The organism is Roseivirga sp. 4D4, assembly GCF_001747095.1.
GTDB lineage: Bacteria > Bacteroidota > Bacteroidia > Cytophagales > Cyclobacteriaceae > Roseivirga.
In genome coordinates, this window is record NZ_MDGP01000001.1 from 1,509,617 (window position 1) to 1,532,742 (window position 23,126).

15 protein-coding genes are annotated in these 23,126 nt (G+C 42.7%); 7 read left to right on the forward strand and 8 right to left on the reverse strand.

Annotated elements, in window-relative coordinates; all coding sequences use genetic code 11:
* Positions 1-7 precede the first annotated feature (7 nt).
* Both BFP97_RS06595 and BFP97_RS06600 read right to left on the reverse strand, forming a co-directional pair.
* Positions 8-1,108, reverse strand: a complete 1,101-nt coding sequence (locus BFP97_RS06595; protein WP_069841652.1) for a hypothetical protein — start codon at positions 1,106-1,108, stop codon at positions 8-10.
* A 15-nt stretch (positions 1,109-1,123) separates the two neighbouring features.
* The gene (locus tag BFP97_RS06600; protein ID WP_069841653.1) at positions 1,124-2,035 is read right to left on the reverse strand and encodes a hypothetical protein; all 912 of its coding nucleotides are present in this window, start codon (positions 2,033-2,035) and stop codon (positions 1,124-1,126) included.
* Between the two features lie 232 nt (positions 2,036-2,267).
* On the opposite strand from BFP97_RS06600, the gene BFP97_RS06605 reads away from it, so the two are divergent.
* Entirely contained in the window at positions 2,268-2,663 is a 396-nt protein-coding gene (locus BFP97_RS06605; RefSeq protein ID WP_069841654.1) for a hypothetical protein, read from the forward strand.
* A gap of 34 nt (positions 2,664-2,697) precedes the next feature.
* Complete coding sequence (locus BFP97_RS06610) at positions 2,698-3,087, forward strand: endonuclease domain-containing protein (RefSeq protein ID WP_069841655.1); 390 nt, start codon at positions 2,698-2,700, stop codon at positions 3,085-3,087.
* Between the two features lie 148 nt (positions 3,088-3,235).
* Here BFP97_RS06610 and BFP97_RS06615 read toward each other — a convergent pair whose 3' ends face one another.
* The 5 genes from BFP97_RS06615 to BFP97_RS06635 all read right to left on the reverse strand — a co-directional run bounded on the left by BFP97_RS06615 (position 3,236) and on the right by BFP97_RS06635 (position 16,184).
* Complete coding sequence (locus BFP97_RS06615) at positions 3,236-6,070, reverse strand: PD-(D/E)XK nuclease family protein (RefSeq protein WP_069841656.1); 2,835 nt, start codon at positions 6,068-6,070, stop codon at positions 3,236-3,238.
* On the reverse strand, positions 6,067-6,426 hold the full coding sequence (locus BFP97_RS06620; RefSeq protein ID WP_139135212.1) for a hypothetical protein: 360 nt from the start codon (positions 6,424-6,426) through the stop codon (positions 6,067-6,069). Before BFP97_RS06620 ends, BFP97_RS06615 begins: the two co-directional genes overlap by 4 nt.
* A gap of 98 nt (positions 6,427-6,524) precedes the next feature.
* The gene (locus BFP97_RS06625) at positions 6,525-9,659 is read right to left on the reverse strand and encodes a UvrD-helicase domain-containing protein (protein ID WP_069841658.1); all 3,135 of its coding nucleotides are present in this window, start codon (positions 9,657-9,659) and stop codon (positions 6,525-6,527) included.
* A gap of 58 nt (positions 9,660-9,717) precedes the next feature.
* Positions 9,718-12,864, reverse strand: a complete 3,147-nt coding sequence (locus tag BFP97_RS06630; RefSeq protein WP_139135213.1) for a gliding motility-associated C-terminal domain-containing protein — start codon at positions 12,862-12,864, stop codon at positions 9,718-9,720.
* Between the two features lie 119 nt (positions 12,865-12,983).
* Positions 12,984-16,184, reverse strand: coding sequence for a gliding motility-associated C-terminal domain-containing protein (locus BFP97_RS06635; protein WP_170827421.1), 3,201 nt, complete (start codon positions 16,182-16,184; stop codon positions 12,984-12,986).
* Positions 16,185-16,394: 210 nt separating this feature from the next.
* On the opposite strand from BFP97_RS06635, the gene BFP97_RS06640 reads away from it, so the two are divergent.
* The 4 genes from BFP97_RS06640 (at position 16,395) to BFP97_RS06655 (ending at position 19,514) form a co-directional block, all read left to right on the forward strand.
* Positions 16,395-16,775 carry a DUF3127 domain-containing protein gene (locus BFP97_RS06640; protein WP_069841661.1) on the forward strand — a complete coding sequence of 127 codons (381 nt, stop codon included), beginning with the start codon at positions 16,395-16,397 and terminating at the stop codon, positions 16,773-16,775.
* A gap of 3 nt (positions 16,776-16,778) precedes the next feature.
* Complete coding sequence (gene lhgO, locus BFP97_RS06645) at positions 16,779-17,975, forward strand: L-2-hydroxyglutarate oxidase (protein WP_069841662.1); 1,197 nt, start codon at positions 16,779-16,781, stop codon at positions 17,973-17,975.
* An 85-nt stretch (positions 17,976-18,060) separates the two neighbouring features.
* On the forward strand, positions 18,061-18,588 hold the full coding sequence (locus tag BFP97_RS06650) for an OmpH family outer membrane protein (RefSeq protein WP_069841663.1): 528 nt from the start codon (positions 18,061-18,063) through the stop codon (positions 18,586-18,588).
* Positions 18,589-18,674: 86 nt separating this feature from the next.
* Entirely contained in the window at positions 18,675-19,514 is an 840-nt protein-coding gene (locus BFP97_RS06655; RefSeq protein WP_069841664.1) for an endonuclease/exonuclease/phosphatase family protein, read from the forward strand.
* A gap of 12 nt (positions 19,515-19,526) precedes the next feature.
* Here BFP97_RS06655 and BFP97_RS06660 read toward each other — a convergent pair whose 3' ends face one another.
* Entirely contained in the window at positions 19,527-20,411 is an 885-nt protein-coding gene (locus BFP97_RS06660) for a YheT family hydrolase (protein WP_317039314.1), read from the reverse strand.
* A gap of 168 nt (positions 20,412-20,579) precedes the next feature.
* Here BFP97_RS06660 and BFP97_RS06665 point away from each other — a divergent pair, with 168 nt between their 5' ends.
* Positions 20,580-22,985, forward strand: a complete 2,406-nt coding sequence (locus BFP97_RS06665; RefSeq protein WP_069844227.1) for a TonB-dependent receptor domain-containing protein — start codon at positions 20,580-20,582, stop codon at positions 22,983-22,985.
* Positions 22,986-23,126 lie beyond the last annotated feature (141 nt).

A 23,126-nucleotide genomic window follows, 5' to 3' on the forward strand; every position in this document is an offset into this window, starting at 1 on the left:
GTGTGGTTTACTGACCGGAAATCGCTGCCCATGTTGTTAGGGCACCATTAAAACTGGTATAGAATCCAGCAGTTTCATAAATCAAGCTCGACCATTCTTCCCTTACGTCATCTGGGATTGGCGTGCCGTCCTGTGCTTTATCCGCTACGACAGGATCTGATATATTCCTCACGTAGCAATAGTCTACGCCCATCAAGCCGGCCTGATGACCGATAACAGTATCGTCCATCTCTAGGGCCGAATACTGCGCTGAATCATCACCTTTGGCAATGAAATAGTAGTCAGTGGTCAAGAGTGGGACATCCTTCGCTTCAATGACTTTAGGGTTGTCCGTATTGGAAGGCTCCAGTGGATAGTTCACCAAATCCTTATAACCAAAAGGTGCCGAATCCTTCTTCTCCTCATGAAGTTTCCCTATGAGGTAGTTCAACTCATCCTCGGTCATCACCGAACTCAAAGGCATAAATAACTTTTCAGCTGAAGGGATCATGTCCAAGTATGGATAGAATGAAGAAGTAAAGGTCTGGTTGTTATAATCGACTCCCGTATTCTCTGGAAGCTTTAGCTCGATATGCCCAGAATTGGTTAGTGCCACATCTCCTAAAACTGTCTTTGTTGTTGGGCCTCCTGCTGTGCCGATCGAGAATACCTGAGATGGTTTAGCATCTTCGATAATGCATTTCGTCATTTCCGTCAGTCCAGTGATATATGGAGGGTGAGACAAATGGGTTTCAGACTTAAAAAGTAAAACCGTCTTTTCCTTACCTGATTTATCGGTAATACCTACCAGGAGATAGTAACCCCAAAGGTCTTCGGCAGAAGATTTCGGCACATTGCGACTATACAATTTCCAGGCGTCTCTCCAAGAAGTTGAAGCGTATGGCCCTCTGGTGGTGCCACTGTTAACAAAAACGTGATCCAGCGCAGACCATTCGGCACTTGTCCAAGTGATGACCACTATATCTGCCGAAGGCAATGGTGCATCAGGGCCGCTATAATTGAAGGGAATAATTTTAGGCGCACTCTGGCCGATCGATTTCCAATCAACGATCGGTAAATCCGGTAGATAGGCTTCGTGCTTATAGGTTTTAGTGTTGATTCTAGACATTTACGTGTGGTTTAATTAGCAGACTAAAGTATAATTCTGATCTTTTATTATGAATGTATTGAGTACACTCAGGCCCTTTTCAGCTGTGACAGTTGCTTCAACATCCCAGCCTAAAACACTGCCGTAGATACCGTTAAAGGTCATTTCTCCTGTATCACGGTAAGTGGCGAAGTATGGAAAGCCTTTGGCATCAGTAAAAGCAGAAACGGCTGTGAGCCCGCGCATTTGATCTGGTGCATCAATGTTCAAGACAGGGTGGGATGGTTCATCCGCGCCATCCATAAAGTGATCTACATTCACCTTGTTGTATTTCACATTGGTTTTGATAAAGAAGTTCTCTCCTCCCATTTGAAAGAAGGAAAACCTTGTCCACCCTTGCGCCCAACCATCTGTCCATACCGTTTCAGAATAGAGCGCCTGCGATGAAGGAACAGAAAGCTGATACTTGGCAACATCTCCTGTATTCATATTATAGGCGATAAAGAACAGTCCGTATCGCCATGCGAAAGGTTTTACGGTGGTATTCCCCTCACCAATTTTAGCACCATAAACAGAAGTAAGGCTAAAGTCATCAGCGACCTGAATAAAGTCTGCATACTCCGATTGCGTGCCATCATAGCAGATGAGCATGGGACTGTTGGCCATATAGAAAGGTTCTACAATGGCACACCCGAAATCAATCTTTTGCGTGGCCACCTGAATTAAGTATTTCCCACTCTTTTCGTCATAGGCCTGAAAAGTAGTGGCAGTACTGTTTGTGGCATTAAAAGCGACAATATAGGTTTCGCCATTCAATTGATAGTTGGCAACGGCCGAGGTGCCCGCAGGCAAATTGTTGACCATTGCGGGGTCGACTTGATCAGCTGAAAACTGACCATCAGAAGAGGCTGTGGCGGTTTGCACAGCATAAAGTGTAGTGTTAGACATGTACTGTGTGTTTTAGTGTGGATTCAATTTAGTGATAGAGATAGCGCATTTCTCTAGCTGAATTCATTGAGAATTAAAAATGGTGGGCCAACCAAAGGTCCTTTCTGGTTAGCAGAACTTGATCAGTGAAGCAGCTCAAGATGAAATTATAGGCAGTTCAGCCTTTTCCTGTATCGAATCATTCCTTGAGTTTCGGCTAATCTGCTAATTCGGGAATCAAACCCAATCGATTATGAAAAGCTCAAATACTTCCTTAAAAGTCATTCTCACATTGGTCATGTTGTCCTTTGCTGTTTCCTGTGGATCGGGTAACTCTGAAAGCTCGAATAGTGATAGGCCCTTTAATCCCGTTGGTAAATGGGAGTACAAAGTCACCACCGATGTAAGCTATGGTGAAATTGATATCTCAAAATCAGGCAACACCTTTAAGGCCGTCATGACCACCGAAGTCTTCGGCACCCTTGATTTGATGAACTTAAAAATTGAAGAGAATGTCCTAACTGCTGATCTGGATGTTGGTGGCACCCCTGCCATCATCAAATGTGAGTTTGATGGTGATGACTTCACCGGAGCCGTTGTTGCTGGAGAAACGACTTTCCCGATGGTCGGGCAACGGGCTGGGGATTGAAGGCGGTATTTGAAGTATTCACTATCTTGAATAGGTGTACTATCTACCCTACAATAAGAACCTGAAACAGTTTTCAAGAAACCTGAGGAACAATAGTACCCTTTCTGAGGTATTGCTCTGGCAAAAGCTTAGAGCAGGACAGATTCGTGGATATAAGTTCAATAGGCAAAAGCCTCTGGGTAATTACATTGTTGACTTCTATTGTAAGAAGTTAAACCTGGTGATTGAAGTAGACGGTGCAAGTCACTTCATAGGTGATGCTCCCATTAGAGATAAGGAAAGGCAGGATATACTTGAGAATATGGGGCTTCAATTCTTGAGGTTTGACGATATGGATGTCAAAGTGAATATGTCAGGCGTCATAAGAATTTTGGAGGATTTTATGGATGAGCGGGAACGGTCGAATCCCCCTAGCCCCCTTTAGCCAAAGGGGGAATTAGTTCTAAATCAAAAGGTGAAAGTTTGAATAGTTGTCAGCCCCATTAACTGCATTCCTAGGTGAATTCATTAGTTTTTGCAGTCACTAACTTCGATAGTGTCCCCCTTTGGTAAAGGGGGTGCGAAGCGGGGGATTACACTCTCCTACAAACCCGATTAAAGGCACAGTACTCGCACTGCTTCAGGTCTTCAGTTTGAGTAAAGGCTGTATTTGGGTCATAGATTTCATGGACCATTGCCTTGAGCTTGGTATCAAAGGCCTCAATGACTTCTTCCGGAACCAAGTGCCCTGCCCTTAACCATTGGGTACCCTGACTCAGGTGTCTCATGCTGAGAATACCAATCCTCACCTGATCAGACAAGTGTCCTTTAGTGAGTAAAGCATAGAGGTAACCTTGAAAGCCTGATTTAAGCTTCGGGTTTTCGTAATAGGCTTCTATGTACTCCTCCGCCCCTAGCTTAAGACTGGTCCTACTGGCTAATTCTACTTTTCCTGTTTTATAATCGATGATCTGAGTAACGCCATCCTTTTCATCAATACGATCGATCGTTCCACCTATTTTCACCTGTTCTCCTCTGGGTAAAGAGACGTAGTACTGGAAATCATTTCGTTCAAGACCAACCATCTTGAAAGGTGCCTGTTTCATATCCAGGTCGAGTACCTTGAGTACCATTTGCTCCATCACTCTTTTGGTAACCAGATCTCTACCCGCCAACTGCTGGTTGGGTTGGATGATCTTATTCTCTTCCAGAGAGACCATCAGTTGCTTCTCCACAAAGCCTTTCAAGAGCTTGATTTGATCAGCTGAAACCTCTTTACCTAAATAGGGCATGTAAAGTTTTTCCAGCACCTCATGTACTACAATACCCAGGTTTCGGGCATCGATATCCTCTTCTACCTGATCTTGCTCACTGAATCGTGCTACATATTGAAAGTAGAACTTCAGTGGACAGCTCACATAGGTGGTCAGGGAAGTCGGAGAAAGGAATTTCTCTGCTTCATTCCCATCAACATATCGTTGGAGCATATCCATGACTTTGGAGTCCTTTTCAATGCGGATAGCTCCTTTATCTGTCTGAGGTGGAATAATCCCCTCGTAAGTCTTCTCCTCGATCTGATAATTTGAGTGCTTTTTATAACGTCTAAGCTGTTGCAAAACGAAGCGGCTCACTTCCCCTGTAGAATCAGCAGCCACGGTATTATCATAGATAAAATGCACGTTTTCTGCTCGCTGGATCAGTCGCTTGAAGTGATAGGCATAAATGGCATCCTGCTCTTCGAAAGTCGGCAATTCAAATACCTTCCGAAGACCATAGGGAATGTAAGAATTAAGGCTTCGTCCTGCAGGAATCTTTCCTTCATTGGTAGAAAGGACAATGACATTTTTGAAATCCAGGGTCCTTGTTTCCAGGAAACCCATGATCTGAAAGCCTCTAACGGGTTCTCCTTCGAAAGGTATTTTGATCGATCTAAAGTGTTCTTGGATGATCTTCTTGATCAAGCGCAATGAGAACCCTTCTCGGGTTTTCAAGTAATCATTCAGCTGATTGAGTGATTTGAGGAAGAAGTAGATAAATTCTTTATCAGCAACGCCACTTTCGTTGGCTTTGAAATGATAGAAGACCTTGGTCAAATAGGTTTTGAAAGAGTGACTTAGTGTCTGCCATTCGGTTTTCGAGCCGAGTAAGGTCCTTAGTTCCGGGGATTTAATTCGCTCTAAGAGCGCTTTGAGACCGACTTTGTTCTTCTTTTCTTGTACAAACCATTGGTTAAGGTGATCGTAAATGCCCTCATGAAAAATGGCTGTATAGGCATTGGAAAGAAAAGGTCTTAAATCATAAACGTGAAAGATAACATCGCCATCCACTTCCTTGGCCCGTCTCATCAACTCCAGGTAGCTTAAGGCGAAGTCATACACCACCGTAGACTTCATCGGATAACCCATCGTGACGTTCAGTTTGTGATCCGCCATGGGAATGGCATAAAGCAATGGCAAAAGCAACTTTTCATCGGCCAATACTATGGCAGATTCTTCAGGCTTGGCGCCCTTGGCTACGGTATCCGCCATTAATTCGGCTGCCAAATGAGCCTGTCCCATCAGTTGCGGTACAGCATGCACGGTGACTTGTTTAGGCTCATCCAAAGAATTGGCATTGATCCAAACCGCATCCGGCCACTTTTGCTCATACTCTCGAACAAAGTCGCCTGCCTCTTCATGTTTATCTCTGAGGTAGTAGGTGTCCACATCCCAGTAAAGCGTCCCGATCTTAGCTTTAACCAAAGCATCGAAGATCACTTCTTCAGATTTTGAAAGGGCATTGAACCCGCAAATATGGTAGTGATCATATTCATGATCGAAATGCTCTTGCTTCAAGATTTCAGCTAGGTTCCTATACAGCATCCCTCCATAAGCCTTCTCCTCTTTGAGTAATGTATCTTGATATTCAGCATACACATTGCCCACTTCTTGCCAGATCTTTAGAAACTCAGTCAGCAGCTTGGTCTTCTCCTGCTTCTCCGTAAGTGTTCTGTAGCGCTCAATTATACCCCTTAGCTCATCATTATAACCAAAGACATGATCGATCTCCTTTATATTCTGTAAGGCCGAATAGATCTGTTTGGCGTCAGCCATATAGCGATCGATCTCATCATAATCTTTGAGAATTACCTTACCCCAAGCGTAGAACTTATCGAACTCAAGGTCCTTGTCGCGCTTTTGATAGACCTGGAAAAGGTTGAAGAGCAAAGTCAGTTCATCTGTAATGGTGAAACCTGTCATTTGCTGCACCAAATCTTCAATACTGAGGATGGTTGGAAGAATAAAGTGCTGATCGCCAAAGCGATTCAAAAGCGCTCGTTTAAAGAAAACTCCTCCCCGTTTTGTAGGGAAGACATAGCAATGAGATTTCAGTACTTGCAAAGCACCCTCATCTATATGATCGACTAAAGATTCGTGGAAGGTTTTCATAGACTCTTTACTTTCTTCACAGAAACAAACTCTATTACTCTAAATTCAGCATTATTCGAACCTAAATGTCCATATCCATTTGAACCTCCTTGTGAAAAGACTCCTTTGACATCTAGTAATAAACTCGAATTAACATAGTTGTCATAAGCATCCGTAAAAGCCTTATCAATTGTCTTAGGAAGTGTTTCAAAAGCAGAAATATCTAATTCAATTTTTAAGCTTGGGCATCTGTGGTCACTTAATCTCCAGTACTCCTCAAAACCCGAATAAACTCCAGAGATGCGAACTGTATCACCCACATATTCTGGGAGTTGGCAAATGCCAACCCTACCTTTTTTGATGTCTGTATAAATCAAAGGATCGCAGCTGGTATTCAAAAGAATTATAAAAAGTAAAGTTATTGAGGCAAGCCAAATTTGAACCTTGGGTTTTATGAAAAGCATACTTTTCTTCTTCATTCTGAAACCTCCCTAACAATCACTGGTTCAACATAGATCAAATGACCTTCGACCTCCTCGAAACCTAAAGCTTTCATGGCCTTCATATAGCGCCTGACTTGATCGTGATGTGACTCACCTTCCTTTTCCTTCTTATAATCGATCACAATGGCCTTCTTGCCTTGAGTCAATATTCGATCTGGCTTATGAATTCGACTGTCATACCAAATCTCTCGCTCATTGAGTACTTCAAAACCGTCTGAGAACCAAGGCGCTATCAAAGGATCGCTGAAGAGTTTTTTGATTCTTGAAGACACATTTGCCGCTGCCTGTTCATCTAGCTCTCCTGCCTGTTTCATTTGCTTTAAGACGGGCTCAAGGTCTTCTACTATGCTGATGGCCGATAGCACTTCATGTACCTGATTCCCTATGGTAATGTTCTGAGCATCTTCGGTTTCCTGAAGCATAAAGAAGCGTTCCGAATCGTTTCGAATGGTAAGCTTCTGCAAATAGGACGAGTTAGGGTAAACCCGCATTCCAATGGCATCTCCCTTGTCCTCATTTGCACCTGATTTAGCCCCTGATATACCAAAAGAATAGTCCACATGTGTAGTCTCTTGATTTTCCTGACTTTCCAAACCAGGAAGTATCTGCCAAAGCAATGACTGGATGTTAGATGGCACGGCATTTCTTACCTTCAATTCACCATTAGGGGCACCGATATATAGTTTCTCTCTGGCTCTGGTGAATGCCACATAAGTTTTGTTGAGTACATCTAATACAAACTCTTTTGACTCTTGGTAGAATGCTTCGGCAAAATGTGAATTAGAAAGAGAACGCTTAGAATAATCCAGTGGAACAAACTGTAAGTCTTGATAATCGATCGGCAAGTCATGCGTCCAGAATTGATGTCTAACAGGTGGCAAGATACTCCAATGCGCAAAGGGAATTAAAACTATCGGAGCCTCCAGGCCCTTTGATTTATGAATGGACATAATCCGAACCGCATTGGTCTTTTCGTTAGCCGAAACCGTGGTATCATAGCCTTCATTATCCCACCATTCCATAAAGGTGTTAATGGAGTTGATGCCTTTCTGCGTTTGTTCTAAAACTACATCTTGAAACTGCTGAATATAGATATCAGCATGATCGGTAAAGCCGAATGTCAAAAGCACCTCACTGACTAAGTCAAAAAGGGACTGCTGTCTTAGGTGGTGCTTTTGGTCTAAAAACTTCTTAGGAAAAGCCGCTTCTTCCAGACTCATTCTATCATCACGCGACCTTAACAAGACCTGTTGGGCATCCTGTCCGCTCAATTGATGATAGAGTCGGATTAGATTGAGCGAGAGTATCTCATCATAGTCTGACTGCAGATATCGGAATACTTCAAGTACAAATACCACCAAGTCGCTTTGTGTGATCCTTAGTGACTCTCCGTTAATAAAGGGAATGTTCTCCGCTAAAAGTGCATTGGCTATATCCGGAATTTCACCATTGGCGTTTACGAGAATTAGAAAGTCGCTCAGCTCAAAACCTTGAGACTGATTGGTTTGAATAATCCCTATCAGATCGCTGAGTGAAGCGGCTTTCCAAGGCATTTCGTCTTTCTCATAGAAGCGCACGCGCACAAAGCCTCCATCCTCTCCTTTGGCTTCTTGGTGATGATGGGCATAGGCTCGTTCAAAAAGTTCTGTATCTGTAATTGATTCGTGTTGACCAATCGCCTTAGGTAATTCTTCGAACAACTGGTTATTGAAATTCACCACCTGCCCTAGACTACGATAATTATCGGCCAAATTCTGCTCTGAATCTCTTGTGTAAAAGGCACCCAAATCCCTTTTCAACTCGCTCAGCAGTAGATTCATGTTCCCACCACGAAAACGATAGATGGACTGCTTTACATCACCCACAATCAACACATTATTGTCTTCCGAAAGGGCATTGATGACCAAGGGCTGAAGATTACTCCACTGAAAGTTAGAGGTATCCTGAAACTCATCGATCATGATGTGTTTAAAAAAGCTACCAAGCTTCTCAAAAATGAAGGGCGCGTCTGCTTCGGCCAGAATATCCTTGAGAATCAGGTTATTATCAGAGATAAGCATCACATTGTGCTCATCGCGATAGTCTTTTAGGTGCTTATTAAGTTCTTCTAATAGACCATAGGAGAACATGTTCTTCAAAAGTACCCTTGCCGTATTGTATTCAATTTGGTAATCATCAATATACTTGACTATATCCAAGCCTATTTGGCCAAACCTACCGGCAACAAGTGTATCGATTTCTGCAACCTTTGGTGAAGTCTTGGTATACCAGGTATCATCTCCGCTAACGGTTTTGAGGAATGAGGCGGTAAGAGAAAAGTCACCTCTGACCAGTTTTTTGAAGGTATTGGCTACACTACGCGATCCACCTTTGAAGTCCTCCACAACGAGACCATCTTGTGTCAAAAGATCAAGGGCTTCATTGCCGTAGGCTTTCAGTTGCTGTTCATACACCTTGACTGTCCTGCTCATTTTGGCAATGAGTTCTTTGACTCTGTCTAGATCTAGATCAACTTCACGAAAACCATCTTGAAATGCTTCGGAAAAGAGGCTCTTGCCTAGTTTCTCCATATTCTGATCTACATTCCAAGACTTATCATTTTCCATTTGCTCATTAGCAAATGAGACTAGCCAATCTCTTACCTGTTTGTTATCATCCAAGCTGCGAAAGAGCTGATCTATCGATTCGCTCAAGGCAAGCGAAACATTCATCTCTAATTCATAACTCAGTGGTAAATCAAGTTCTCGAGCAAATGAGCGAAGTACTTTAGAGAAGAAGCTATCGATAGTAGAAATCTCAAACCTGCCGTAGTTATGAATGATCAATTCGTAAGCCTCACTGGCTCGGGAACGAATTCCTTTGTCATCCAACCGATCGCCCAGAGACTCCTTAATACTTTGAAACATTGGTCCTTCACTACCCTCAGCGATCTCTAACAAGGCTGTTAGAATCCTGCGTTTCATCTCTTCTGTTGCCTTATTGGTGAAGGTGATCGCCAGAATATGCTTGAAGTCCCCTGGATTCAGTAGTACCAACTTCAAGTACTCCCTGACAAGGGTAAATGTCTTGCCTGATCCGGCAGAAGATTTGTAAACGGTTAGTGGCAATTCGGCTTTGATTTAGACCAAGGATGAAATTAATCAATGCCAAAGAAATCAGAAGGGATTAACGGATTAACTTGACAGTTCCCCGAACAATTTCTTCGAAGGGAAATCCATTCACCTCTCCCCAATAACTCAGCACATAGGAATAGGCCCCACTTTGTACTTTTTGCCCCCTGAATGTACCATCCCAGCCCTCTGTAATATCATTGGTACTAAACAGTACTTCGCCTCCCCATTCAGAATAAACTTTCATCTGGAAACTCGTTGCACAATCGTAGACCACATGGAAAGTGTCATTTCTCCCATCACCATTCGGACTGAAGGCATTCGGAACACTGATTCGCGGGTAGCGTTCGGAGATTTCCTCATTTGGAAAGGTAAACGTACAACCATTAGCATCGGTAACAGTAACCGAATAGGTCCCAGCAGATAGGCCTTGAATCAATTGCGCATCTTGAGGTGGGCTAGTATTCCAGCGATAGGTATATGGCCTTGTGCCGCCCTGAGCCTCAACAAAAATAGAACCTGAAGGAATGTTGGGACAGGTTGGATCATCGGTAGTTATGGCTGTAAGTGGCTCCGGCTCTGAGACATCAAAGTCCACTTCAATTTCACAACCTGCGCTGTCTCTTATCTGTACTTTATGCGCTCCGACAGATAGGCCCGAAATCGAGTTTCCAAGATCAATATTACCCCCATCTAAAAAAACTTGATATGGGGCTACACCACCTTCGATAAGTACATTTGCAAGACCATCACTGCTACCATTACACCGAGTACCCTCAACCTCCAATGTGGCGACAAGTTCTTCAGGGTCTACCAAGGTGAAGGTCGACACATTTACACACCCAATTTCATCGGTCACCGTTGCCGTGTAATCACCCGCGGCCAAATTGCCAATATTGGCACCTGTCATACCGTTATCCCATACGATATCGAGAGGGCTTCCATTGCTTCCGGTGACATTGAGGTTAATTCTTCCATTTGCCTCACCCCTACAAACTGGCGGTACTAGCGTAGCATCGACTGTTAAGGGAGGATTAATGGTCACATCTAACACTTCTGAAAAGCCCTCACAACCAGGACTTTGAGGATTAAACTCTCTAAACCAAACTTGTCCAATCCCCTCCTCATTCCAAACTATCTCTACCGAATTCCCTGTATTGGATCCCACGAACTGTCCTTTGTCATTTACAAACCACTCATACTGAGAACCACTCGCTTGAGGTGTGAAATAGGTAATAGGTCGATTGGCATCAGCACACACCTGATCATCTACCGGACCACTACTCATCGGCTTATCGGGCTCCAACAAGTTATCAATAGTAACCGCAACAGTAATTGTATCAATGGCACATTGGTTAGACGCTGTAACCGGCAAAACCTTAATGAAAGCTTCGTTACTGATACCTCCCCATTCAACCGTTACAGTCGGTGCGGTATCATCAGAGACAATTACACCTCCATTTATAAACCATTGATAACTTTCATGATTGGTGCCAGTAATGGCATATTCAATGCCCTTGATATCAGGACATACGGATACAGGACCACTTACTTCGTTAACCGCAAATTCGGTTACCGACACGGTCTTGCGAATCACCACTGCATTATTACAAAGGCTGCCACCATCAGAAGCTACCATAATCACTTCATACTCGCCTGGTGCGTCATATTTGTGGGTTACTTGCTGAAGTGCACCTTCCTCACCCAAGAGGGTTGTTCCATCGCCAAAGTCCCAGAAAAAGGTATCGAAGACCGGATCAGTTCCGGGGAGCATTTCAAACTCAACCCTCATATCCAAAGAAGACTCAATGCATATGGCATCAAGACTAATCAATTCAACACTTTCTCTGATCCGTTCATTGAGAATTCGGCTCAGGCTAGAACCTGCCATATAGCCATATGACTCTTCTTGACCAAAAGCATATACATAAGGAATTACTCCTCCAGGCGAACTAATGGTATGATTTCCTTGGGTAAAGACTATCGTGGCATAGGCGGCTTCGCCTACTACTTCAAATTGATCTGTGATGTCCACATTATCAAGTATGATATTATTCAAGTCCTCCTTTCGCGTGACCACTGTCAGGTGGTAGGTCAGGGAATTAAATAATGGCATAGAATTGAAGGTGACCTGTTGAATACCCTGCTGTAATGGGCTTACCATAATCATCAAAGGATCTGACGGCACTCCATCACAACCTTCGCTTTTACTGAACTGCCCGATAGCAATGGGTTTATCCGCATCGATAAAACTAACTGCATACATGGAATCAAGCACTTCGTATTCTCCGGCATCGAGCAGAATGTCACTCATTCCATCAATCTTTACCGTAGTACCATCTACTGAGGCCAAAATCTTCACCAAATCTCCAGAGGTTCTGTCTTGAAATGGCACATAAAGAAAGTCATCTCCCCAAGTGGAAATAGGAAACATTTGCTCTACCAAATGGTCCTTGGTCTCACCACAGCCTGATATATTAGTCGATTTATTGCCGGAAAAAACTGCAATCTTCTTACAAACAATACCTGCTTCAATAATCGACCTCACTAAGGTTCCTGTCAGATCGCCTCTAGACTTCACTTGATAGGTTTGCCCCGCATCTAGGGTAATAATATTGGATTGTCCTGGACGCCAACCCTGAAAGGTATCCACCGAGGGAATGATTTCTACTTGCGTACTATCCTCTGTCGCGACAATAAGCAAATTGGACTCTCGGGCATCATTGTCCAGCGTATCGGACTTTACATGCGCCATCACATAATAGTCAGTATCAAGTGCTCTAGTCGGGATAATCACTGATGCATCAGCACCTCGAATTACCTTATTCAATACATGCACAGATATGTCTTTATCAGAAGTGATATGGACGCCATGATTATTCTTACCGACTCCATCGGCCATTAACTCATCTGGAAGAATGACTAGTGTGGTCTTTCCTGGTTCTATGAGTTTGGTATTGAAGAAATTCCCAAGAGGTGTTCTCAAGGTTACATTCGCCTGCTCATCGGCATTGATATAAATCTCCAGAGACAAGCCGGGTGTTGGTTCATTTTCGGAGAAACCCAACCAAAAATCTTTGCCTTGGGTCGTCACTTGTGCAAGAGACACCACCTCAACAATTGACCACAGAAGCATAACCAGAACAAGCCTAAAGCTTTTCCATGTAAATAGAGCTAAGAAGGAAACGTTCCTTTTATGCACTTCAAACAGGTTTTAGTAGGTCGAAAAACGGTAAAAACCGATATAAGAATAACAATTAAGAAACGTACTTCCCTACGAAAGCAACGGATATAACTGAGATAATAATTTAATGGATTTACCTACCTGATCAACCTGATAGAGCCTCTAAAGGTTTCTTCAAAAGCTACATCATTCAGGCTGCCAGCATAAAAGATCACGTAGGAGTATTTCCCATCAGGTGCTGGTTGACCTTCGAAAGTTCCATCCCAACCGACATTAACATCTTCTGTCGAGAAGACTACTGAGCCCCATTTATTATACACCTGCATTGAGAACCTGATAGAACAATCCGCTACTGGTTGAAATGTATCATTGGTCCGATCACCATTTGGACTGAAGGCAGAGGGAATAAATATTCTAGGGAACCTCTCAGTTACCTCTATTGCCAAAGAAGTCTCGCAACCATTAGCATCAACGATTCTAACGGTATAATTTCCTTTGCTAAGGTTTGCTGCATTAGGATCGTTCTGAGAAGGATTATTACTCCAGAAGAACTGATAATCTGGTGTCCCTCCTTTTGCATCTATAAATGCTGTACCATCAGATGCTTGTGGGCAGATAGGATCATTGATTAGCGACTCTAGGTCTGCTTCTAGCATTAAAGGTTGGTTAATAACAAAAGTTGTTGATGTTTCACAGCCATTAGCATCGCGAATGGCCACTTCATAACTGCCAGCGGCTAGGTTATCAATTGTCCCTGTATTTGTACTTCGTACGAAGCCATTACTTCCAGTCCAGTTGTAGACATAATCACCATTCGGAAAAGTGGTTCCACCCACTACCAAAACTGTAGCAGCACCATTGGACTCTTGAAAGCATCTGACATCCGTCAATTGACTATCAGCAACTTCCAGCACATCCGGCTCTCCTACCGTGTAGGTGAACATCACTTCGCAACCTAGATCATCTGTCACTGTCGCAGTATAATCTCCTGCTGCCAGACCATTAATGTCTTGACCCATCATACCGTTGCTCCAAGACACTGAATAACCTGGCTTCCCTCCCGTCAATGCAATGCTAATCGTACCGTTAGCTTCTCCGTTACAAAGCACGTCTTGTATAGTTGGGGTAGATAATATTTCCGGATAAATGACAACATCTAGCCTTTCAGAAAACCCTTCGCAATCTGAAATCAAGGGATTGAACTCTCTGTACCACACTTGACCAGCACCTGGCCCATCCCACTGGATTCTTACTTCATTGGTAGTGTTAGTACCAATAAATGTTCCACCCTGAACGAACCACTCATATTCAGAACCGGCAGTTTGAGGCGTGAAATAGGTAACATCTCCTAGTTCAGTGAAGCATACTTCTGTGTCCGTAAACCCATTGCTTTGTGGTAAAGCTGGCTCTAATCGCTTATTGATGATGACATCGAAAGTGACAGTATCGGCAATACAACCAATGGTATTGGTGGATATAATTTTCAATGAAGCATCCGGTCTAGCCGCTCCCCAGTCTACAGAGATGGCATCTCCCATAGCAGAGCCCACAATGGTCCCTCCATCAATAATCCACTGATAGGTATTTCCTGGCGTACCTTCAACCGAATATGCGATACCAGTCACGTCAGGGCATACAGAGGCCGGTCCATTGATATTAGTGATTTCATTCGGGGTAACCGTAATGGTCTTAGTAATAGTCTCTGAATTCTCTCCACATTCATCCCCGCCATCTGACGCAAACAATGTGATAATATAATCTCCCGGTTGGGTGTATGTATGAACAGTATCCTTACCAGTCGCCATATTGCCATCCCCGAAATCCCATTCAAACTCCGTAAATCTAGGTGCCTCCCCTGCCGGAACTTCAAAATCAGCAGTGAATTCAATCTCGTTATTCACACAAGCCTCATCTGCTATAATATCAATGTCAGGATCATCCCCTACAATCTGGAGGTTTAGATTAGCCAATGAAGCCCCAGCTACATAACCAAATGACTCTATATCTCCATATCCGTAGATATAAGCGATAAACCCACCATCAACAATAGTTGTATAATCGGTACCTCCTTGCAGTGTAACCGTGGTATGGGAATAAATTGGATTACTGGGTACAGGCGTAAATGTTGTCGGGTCAACTTGAGCACCGTTAATAAATACATCATTAACACTAGAAGTCTGTACGATCAGGTTGGTAAAGAACACTTGAATCTGTGAAACCTGGAGGGTATTAAATGTAACCTGATCAAGCAGCTGCTGGTTAGGGCTTAGCATAATCATAAAAGGATCCCCTAAATCATTTGGAATATTCGATCCTGCTGGAAAATCACAACTCAACGACTGACTAAACTGTGCAACCTGAAGGGGCTTGTTTGAGCTGATAGACTTCACTTCGTCAAAAACAAAAGTCATATACTCACCTCTTGCCATTGGAGGTAATGCTCCTTCTCCGGTAATAAATACTTCCGTGTCGTCCTCAGTCGCAATCACCCTGAGACCATATGACTCTCTCTCTTCGAATGGTACTGCAATGTAGTCCGTACCCAAGGTCGATACCGGAAACATCTGCTCATATAAATGATCTCCTGCAAACCCATCGGCCCGAAAGTTCCCATTTCTTACACCTGAACAATCTTGTCCGGCAGTTACTCTCGTCCATCGATTGCCACCAAATACAGCAAAATTCTTACAACCGTCACTACCTGGCGCTATTGACACCAAAGAACCTGTCAAGTCACCAGCATTGGCCTGGAGTTGATAGACATCTCCTTGATTAAGGATAATTCTGAAAGTTTGATCAGGAAGTTTGTTATCTAATGTCCTGACTGATGGGGTAACATCAATTTCAGTTCCGTTTTCTGTCGCCACGATCAACATAGAAGAAATGGATTGAGGATCCAGGGCTTCATAATAAGAAGATACAACATAGGAATTCCCCAAGGTCAACTTGGGAAGGATAACGGCCGCATCAGCACTAAAAGGTTCATTCGCCAAGGCATAGACGGATATATCATCGTCAGATACGATCTGAATACCTCGCCTTTCATTATTTCCGGAAGTGGCTGCCTGTATGTTGGGGAAGAAATCATTCAGAACGAACTTCTCCGTTTGTCCTGCTGTCACTGTGAAATCTATCTCGGTGCTATTGGCAAAAATTGTGATAGTACCCTGCGTATTGGTCTTACTGGTAATGAAGATTTCTGTGGTCGATAAGCCATCTGGGCTATTGACGATATTTTCCATAAAGCCAAACCAGAATTCTCTTCCCTCAGTGGTCACCTGAGAAAAGGCCGATAGGCTGCAAATGGCCAGTAAGAAAGTTAGTAGTAATCTCCTCAATTTATTAAACGCTCTACAGAGATGCTTAATACGAAACATCAAAGATGGTCATATTTTCGATTTCTCAAATGACTTGATCAGCCAAATCCTCTGATTAATCAGATGTATGACAACCGGGATAACGAAAAGTTTGATGAAAGTCGCATTCTACCCTCAATGAATTTGCTTCTTCACTGATTATTCAATTGCTTTGGGCAAAATTTTTACCCCATGGAAATCAAAGCCAAAATCCTCAAAATTTTTCCTTCTCAACAAGTCACAGCAAGTTTCAAGAAGAGGGAATTTGTAGTCGAATATGCTGACAACCCTCAATACCCAGAATTTATCAAATTCGAATGTATTCAAGACAAATGTGATCAACTTGACAGCTTCTCTGAGGGGCAGGACGTAAACGTTAGCTTTAATTTGAAAGGCAGAAAGTGGACTGACCCACAGGGAGTTGATAAGTACTTCAATTCACTCCAGGCTTGGAGAGTTACGGCAGAGCAGGCACAGAGCACTGCCCCGGCAGGCGCAACACCTCCTCCACCCGCTTCGAATGATGAGCCTGATTGGCTTAACGCTGATGAATCTGATGACTTACCATTCTAACCGATGAAATACGACTTAACTATCATCGGAGGGGGAATTGTGGGGCTGGCAACGGCCTATAAAAGCCTTCAAAAAAACCCAAGACTGAAGCTTGCTCTTATAGAGAAGGAAACGGAGTTGTGTAAGCACCAAACGGGTAACAATAGTGGGGTGATACACTCAGGTCTTTACTACAAGCCTGGGAGTCTTAAGGCGACCAACTGCATTAACGGTTATAATATGTTGCTGCAGTTCTGTAAAGATGAAGAAATTGAATATGACCTCTGTGGTAAAGTAGTAGTCGCCACCGATGATTTTCAAAAACCATTATTGGAAAACCTTTATAAAAGAGGTTTGGAAAATGGTCTGGACGAAATCTCCAAAATCAGTATTGAGGAATTAAAGGAAATAGAGCCTCACGTCAATGGCATCGCTGCGCTGAAAGTACCCTATACTGGTATTGTTGATTATGTAGCTGTCGCTGAAAAGTACGCAGACAAGATTCGTGAAGCTGGAGGTGAGATATTCTTAGGACAAAAAGTCACGGGGATCGAGGCGTCTTCGGAGGGATCGATTGTGGAAACTACCCAACAGACCTTCGACACCAAGCTAGTCGTTAATTGTGGTGGCTTATACTCCGATCGACTGGCGCGAAAAACCTCCGATGAAGTGGATCTGAAGATTATCCCATTCCGAGGTGAGTATTTCAAGCTGATTCCAGAGAAGGAATATCTGGTTAAGCACCTAATTTACCCAGTACCTGATCCAAACTTCCCCTTTTTGGGTGTCCATTTTACTCGAATGATGAAGGGTGGTATCGAAGCAGGACCTAATGCTGTCCTTGCCTTTAGAAGAGAGGGTTATAAAAAGTCTCAAATTCATTTGGGAGAGTTAGCCGAATCTCTGATGTGGCCTGGTTTTCAAAAAGTGGCCAAGAAATACTGGAGAACTGGATTTGGCGAGCTTTACAGATCCTTTTCGAAGGCAGCCTTTACAAAAGCATTGCAAAAGCTGATTCCCGAAATACAGGAATCTGACCTGGTTGATGGAGGTGCCGGGGTGCGTGCACAAGCATGTGATCGAAATGGTGGTTTATTAGATGACTTCTCTATCATCGAAGCACAGTATGCAATCAATGTATGTAACGCACCATCTCCTGCTGCTACTTCATCACTTTCTATAGGAGATACCGTCAGTGACCTGGTGATCAAACGGTTTTGAGCCGAAAGTACCAGAAACAATCTGCCTTAATTTAGGAACTGGCATTTAATTATTACTTTCCAAGTAAGAAATTAAATGACTTGAAATGAAAATCAGATTGTTTATAGTAGTGTCATGTTTAATAACACTCTCGCTTATCACACAGGCACAAAACCTAAAAATAGGCTATGTACATGTAGAAAAAATCTTTGCACAATGGCCAGAAACAAAGAGTGCACAAAAAGAACTCGCAGAATATGAGGATAGATTGGCTAGTCGACTTCAAGCCAAAGTCAAGGATTTTCAAACTAAGCTAGCAAATTACCAAAACAATGGACCCAGCATGGACGCATTAACAAAACGAGACGCTGAAACCGAATTACAAAATCTTCAAACTCAAATACAACAGTTTGAAGCCAATTCTGAACAGTCTATAGCAGAAAGGAATGTGAGTTTACTCAACCCATTACAAAACAAATTAAAGGAAACTATAGACCAAGTGGCGAAGGAAAACGGATACACTCATATACTTAGCTACGGATCTTCTTTGCTGTTTACATCCGATAAATCAGGTGATATCTCCTATAAAGTTGCCCAAAAGTTGGGGTTTACCTTAACTGAGGAAGTTCCATAAAAATTTGTAGAAGAACCATTTGGAATATTCAAAAGTCAATCATTTGAGATTGACCGTATACATTACAGGCTAGAAATATTGAGGAAATGAAGAAATGCCTACTACTATCTTTTATTGCACTAACTTTTTTAGTTAGTAAGACTGCGCAATCACAAACCCATTCCTTTCTATCCTATAATATTCGGTACAACAATCCGAATGATGGAGTGAATCAATGGCATAAAAGAAAGCATGAGGTTCTTGCTCTAATTAATCACTACGAACCACTGGTCTTCGGTATTCAGGAAGGATTGAAGGATCAAGTTCAGTTTATCAGTGATGAATCAGGCAAATATAGCTACACCGGAGTCGGACGCGATGATGGAAAGAACAAAGGCGAATTCACTGCAATACTCTATGACAAGGAGAAACTCACTCTAATTGATGAAGGCACCTTTTGGTTGTCAGAGACACCTGAGGTAGTCAGTAAAGGTTGGGACGCTGCCTTGCCAAGAATTTGCTCATATGCACAATTCAAAATCAATGACTCGGGAAAGACCTTCTGGTTTTTTAATACTCATTTTGATCACATTGGAAAAGTAGCCAGGGCCAATTCTGCGAGTCTAATCGTTGAAAAGATTAAGGAAATTGCTGGGTCTGAAACTCCAGTTATTCTTTCTGGAGACTTTAATGCAACACCCGAGAATCCGCCTATTTTAAATATTACAAAGTATATGAAAGACGGCTTCTCCAATTCTAAAAATGGATTCTATGGTCCTGTTGGCACTTTCAGTGGCTTTGATGTTAACGCCAAATTGGATGATAGAATTGACTACATCTTCTTTAGAAACTTAAACGCTATCAGTCTATCTCATATTGACGACAGGAGGCAAAACGGGCTTTGGGTTTCCGATCACTTACCTGTTTTATTCAAAGTAAAGTTCTAATCGATAAAGGATTCATTCTTTCGTCAAAAACTCCAAAGTCCTCAGCTCCGAATAAGTATACTCACTACCTGATGCCACAAAGCCCACATGACCTCCTCTTCTAGGTGTCTCTAAATGAACATTCGAACTGTCTTTTGCCAAATGATATGGAAAACAATCACCAATGAGCAAAGGGTCGTTAAGGGCATTCAGGATCAACAGATCCCTTGAGATTTTGGGTATAAAAGGCAATGGATTACAATGTTCGTAGAAAGCCTTCCTGCTCTCAAAGCCATGCAATGGTGCTGAATACATCTCATCAAACAACTCCAACTTCTTGATATCCGCTAAGGCTGAAACATCAATATCTGGGTATTGCTCGGCTTTCCTCTTTAGCTTATCCTTCAACTTTCCGAGAAACCTTCTCTCATACACTGCATTACTTCTGAGGCTGAGCGTATCCACACTCTCTGGCAAAGAACAGGGAACCGAAATCACGACCGCCTTCTTAACTTCATCAGGCAGACCAAATTCTGGTTCCTCTCCCAGATACCTAATCGTTTGTCCCCCTCCCATACTCATCCCAACCATGGTGACTTCTTTATAATCCCCATTTGACAGGGCATGATCGACCACCGTGCGCACGTCATAACTTGCCGCATGATGATAGAGAATCCTTTGTCGATTCATTTCACCATTACAACTTCGGTTGTTCCATGCAAGCACATCCCATCCATTGGATGAGAACAGTTTGGCCATAGCCATTACATAATGCCTGTCTGAGCCCCCCTCCAGTCCGTGTGAGATGATCAGTAATCGATTATTACCTTTCTTGATCCAATCAAGATTTAAAAAATCATCATCTGGTGTTTCAATTTGTTCACGCTGATAGCGGATTCCCTTAATTTTTCGGGTCATACTTGGAATGATGGTCTCAAAATGGCCATTCAAATAAAAAAAAGGAGGTCCCTTATAATTAGAGGAGACTATGGGCATGTTTAATGGGGTATATTTGGGACTATCTTTTAAACTGAAACTTGACGAGAAAGTTAATTGATTAAAATTCTATTGAAAACAAGGGGCACTGTGAGTTCGAGAAAATATTTTGTATTGATCGCATTCTCCATCATTAGTCTTTCTCTGTGGGGTCAAAGGGTCAAAGTGGTCAATCAAGCGGACAATACCCCGATCAGTCAAGCAACCATACAAGAAAAAGAGACAGACAGAGGCGCCATAACAGATGCTCAAGGCTTTGCTGATTTAAAAGGCTTTTCTCAGACCGGCACACTCCTATTTAGGCACCCTTCCTTTCGACCACGTGAGGTCAAATATTCAGATTTGGCAAAACTGAATTTTACCATTAGTCTGACCGAAGAATTCTTCCAGATGGATGATGTGGTCGTTTCAGCCAATAAGTGGGAACAGAACAAAGTTGAAATCCCTCAGCAAATTGCAGAGTTTGAAGCCGAAGAAATTGCCCTTGCCGAACCAGCCACAGCTGCTGACATTCTCAGTATGAATGGCCAGGTATTCGTTCAAAGAAGTCAGTTGGGTGGTGGAAGCCCCATTATCCGTGGTTTTTCAGCTAATTCAGTATTGATCGTTGTAGATGGTGTTAGAATGAATAATGCCATTTACAGAAGCGGAAACCTTCAAAATGTAATCACAATTGACCCCAATAACCTACAAGGTGCTGAAGTGGTATTTGGACCTAGTTCCGTAATCTATGGAAGTGATGCTTTGGGTGGTGTCATGGACTTTCACACAAAAACGCCTAGCTTTTCTAATAGTGGATTAGGTTTCAAAGGGTCGGCCTTTGTAAGATATGCGTCCGCTGCAAATGCCAGCACAGGCAATATCCAATTTGAAATCAATCAACCCAAATTTGCTTCGTTTACTAGTTTCACCTACAGTGACTTTGGAGATTTAAGGACCGGAGCGAATCGTACCGATGATTTTCCAGATTTTGGTAAACACCTCGAATATATTGAGCGAGTAAATGGTCAGGATGTCATTGTCCAAAATAAAAATGTCAATCGCCAAGTGAGATCGGCTTATGATCAATACAATCTACTTCAGAAGTTCAGGTGGCGATTAGGATCATTTTCTGACTTCACCTATGCATTCCATTATTCAAACTCATCTGATGTGCCACGGTATGATCGGCTTACCTTGAGAGATGGCAATACTTTAAGGAATGCAGAGTGGTACTACGGACCACAGGCTTGGCAAATGCACTCTTTACAAATGAGGTTCTTCTACCCCAATCAGTTTTTCGACCAAATGAAAATGACTACGGCTTATCAGACCATTGAAGAGAGTAGACATGATCGTAGATATACCAGCGACATCTTAAGAAGCAGGATTGAGGAAGTAGACGTTTTCTCCTTCAATCTTGACTTTGAAAAGGTCTTCGGTCTGAATGGCGAATTGTATTATGGACTTGAAGCAGTAAACAACAATGTTGCGTCATCTGCCTTTACGACTGATCTAGACACCAATGAGCAAAACCCAACCAGCACCAGATATCCCGATGGTGGTAGCGATTACAATTCCCTCGCGGCTTATGTAAGTACTAAGAACCACTTAGGCGATCAGCTGATTCTCAATACCGGAATTCGTTATAGCTATGTGAGGCTAAAGTCTAGGTTTGATGATAAAACCTTCTTTAATTTCCCTTTTAACGAATTATCGATTGATAATGGAGGCGTTACCGGAAACATTGGTTTAGTTTATTTACCAAGGCCAGGATGGAAAGCAAATGTACTGTTGTCAAGCGGTTTTAGATCACCGAATATCGATGATGCAGGTAAGGTATTTGATTCTGAACCGGGAACAGTGGTTGTTCCAAACCCTGACTTGAAGCCAGAAACCAGCTACAACATTGAGTATGGCATCAGTAGACAGGTAAGTAATAAACTGAAAGTTGAAGTAGTGAATTATTTCTCTTTCCTTAGAGATGCTCTCGTTAGGCGGCCTTTTACTTTCGATGGCCAATCACAAATCATCTACGATGGCACCCTGAGCAATGTATTTGCAGAGGTCAATGTAGGGGAAGCATTTATTTGGGGATTGACATTTAATCTTTCTGCGGAGCTTTACCCTGGCATAACGCTTAAAAGTAGCCTGACTTACACAGAGGGAGAAGACACCATTGAAAATCTACCATTGCGCCACGTTACTCCCCTCTTTGGGGAGACGAGTATTAGCCTTAAGCAGCAAAAATTCACTTCTAGTTTTATCGTCAGGTACAGTGGCGGAATTGACTTTGAAGACCTTGCCCCTTCTGAACAAAATAAGCCTCAGCTCTATACCACAGATGGTGCCTTGCCTTGGGCCATTGTCAACATCAACAATTCTTACCGGTTGAACGATCGGTTGAGCATCAATCTGAATTTAGAGAACTTGTTAGATACACACTATAGACCTTATTCCTCAGGAATCAGCGCTCCCGGATTTAATGCCGTTTTTTCAGTTAGAGCCAACTTCTAGCATCATAACACTTTGTTAATCTTCACGTTATCATTAAGATAAATTGGAATCATACATTAGTATTGATTCTTATCAAATCATATTTATTGGGTGTTAATAAAAAAGGTCTGTCTGTCAGGCTTTTTTTATGTCTTGGGTTCT

Bases quoted from the DNA above. Each gene is read 5' to 3' on its own strand.
- BFP97_RS06595 (WP_069841652.1), bottom strand. From the start codon at position 1,108: ATGTCTAGAATCAACACTAAAACCTATAAGCACGAAGCCTATCTACCG.
- BFP97_RS06600 (WP_069841653.1), bottom strand. From the start codon at position 2,035: ATGTCTAACACTACACTTTATGCTGTGCAAACCGCCACAGCCTCTTCT.
- BFP97_RS06605 (WP_069841654.1), top strand. From the start codon at position 2,268: ATGAAAAGCTCAAATACTTCCTTAAAAGTCATTCTCACATTGGTCATG.
- BFP97_RS06615 (WP_069841656.1), bottom strand. From the start codon at position 6,070: ATGAAAACCTTCCACGAATCTTTAGTCGATCATATAGATGAGGGTGCT.
- BFP97_RS06640 (WP_069841661.1), top strand. From the start codon at position 16,395: ATGGAAATCAAAGCCAAAATCCTCAAAATTTTTCCTTCTCAACAAGTC.
- lhgO (WP_069841662.1), top strand. From the start codon at position 16,779: ATGAAATACGACTTAACTATCATCGGAGGGGGAATTGTGGGGCTGGCA.
- BFP97_RS06650 (WP_069841663.1), top strand. From the start codon at position 18,061: ATGAAAATCAGATTGTTTATAGTAGTGTCATGTTTAATAACACTCTCG.
- BFP97_RS06655 (WP_069841664.1), top strand. From the start codon at position 18,675: ATGAAGAAATGCCTACTACTATCTTTTATTGCACTAACTTTTTTAGTT.
- BFP97_RS06660 (WP_317039314.1), bottom strand. From the start codon at position 20,411: ATGACCCGAAAAATTAAGGGAATCCGCTATCAGCGTGAACAAATTGAA.